Consider the following 1,362-nt stretch of genomic DNA (forward strand, 5'->3'; position numbering starts at 1 on the left):
CGACACCGCGCTCCTGGAGAAGGCTGCGGCGGAAGCCGACGCGGTGGTGCACACCGCAGTCGACTATTTCGGTGGCGAGGACGCGATCAGGGCAGAGGCCGCTGCCGTGGAGGCACTGACCCGTGGGGCGGGCGCGGCGGGAACCGGCAAGCCGTTCCTCTACACCAGCACGAACCTGGTCTACGGGCTCGACCCCACCCATTCCCGCGATGAAGACGCCGAACTGCCGGAGCCGGGCCTGCAGCCGTTCAAGCTCGTCGGCGAGCGACTGGTGCGCGAGGCGGCGGGCCTGAACAGCATCATCATCCGCGCGGGTCTGGTCTATGGTCGCGGGGGTTCCCTGCTGCTGACCAGTCTGATCGGCGCCGCGACCCAGTCGGGCGCGGCCACCTACATCGACGCTGGCGACAACGAGTGGACCCCGGTGCACGTGGACGACCTCGCCCGCCTGTATCTGGCGGCGCTGGAGCGCCCGGTGGCGGGCACCTACAACGCGGCCGGACCGCAACAGTTCACCTTCCGCGAGCTTGCCGAGGCGATCGCGGACTTGACCGGAACCACCGCGACCTCGATCACCGCCGAACAGGCCGAGAGCGCCATGGGGCCGATGGCCGCGTTGCTCGGATCCTCGGCGCGCATCACCTCCCACAGGGCGCGCGACACGTTCGGCTGGAGCACCAGCGGTCCCGCCCTGCCGGACGACGTGCGCTCCGGCTCCTACCAGGTCGTGAACCCCTGAGCCCCAGCCTGAACAGCCGAGCCGTTGTCGGTCGATCTGGTTGACGGGGTTGTGCACGCGTGATCGGGCTACTCACCCGGCGACGACCTGCCAGAGCAGGAAGGCGTTCAGCGCGACCACCAGCACGGCCACCAGGGACGCGGCGGCGGTGGTGAGCGGGTGGTTGACCAGGTTGCCCATCAGGTCGCGTCGGCGGGTGAAGGCGACCACCGGGATCAGTGCGAACGGGATGCCGAAGCTGAGGATGACCTGGGACAACACGAGCGCCCGGGTCGGGTCGAGGCCGATGGCGAGCACGGCCAACGCGGGCAGCAGGGTGACCAGCCGACGCAGCAGCAACGGTACCCGCCGCCGCAGGAAGCCCTGCATGATCACTTCTCCGGCGTAGGTGCCGACGCTCGTCGAGGCGAGCCCCGAGACCAGCAGGGCGACGGCGAAGCCGAACGCGGCGGCGGTCCCGATGGTCTGACCGAGCCCGGCGTGCACCCCCTCCAGGCTGTCCGCACCCCCCGGGCCGCCACCGCGAAATCTGCTGGTTGCCGCCGGAGAGCTTGCCGACCACCGCCATGACGCTCGGCGTGCGGATGTTCATCTCCTTGCGGCTCGTCTCGGCAACCTTGATC

The 1,362-nt window shown here is 70.1% G+C and carries 1 protein-coding gene and 1 pseudogene; one reads left to right on the top strand and one right to left on the bottom strand.

Annotated features, from left to right (window positions below):
• Positions 1-739 (top strand): sugar nucleotide-binding protein (locus ABZ749_RS35240; RefSeq protein ID WP_357235752.1); only part of this gene is annotated, 739 nt, incomplete at its 5' end.
• Positions 740-811: 72 nt separating this feature from the next.
• Here the strand turns inward: ABZ749_RS35240 and ABZ749_RS35245 are convergent.
• Positions 812-1,240 (bottom strand): annotated as a pseudogene (locus tag ABZ749_RS35245) (Nramp family divalent metal transporter); the annotation flags it as partial.
• Between the last annotated feature and the right edge of the window lie 122 nt (positions 1,241-1,362).

The organism is Micromonospora sp. NPDC047753, from assembly GCF_040642735.1.
In the GTDB taxonomy this organism is placed as follows: Bacteria; Actinomycetota; Actinomycetes; order Mycobacteriales; family Micromonosporaceae; genus Micromonospora.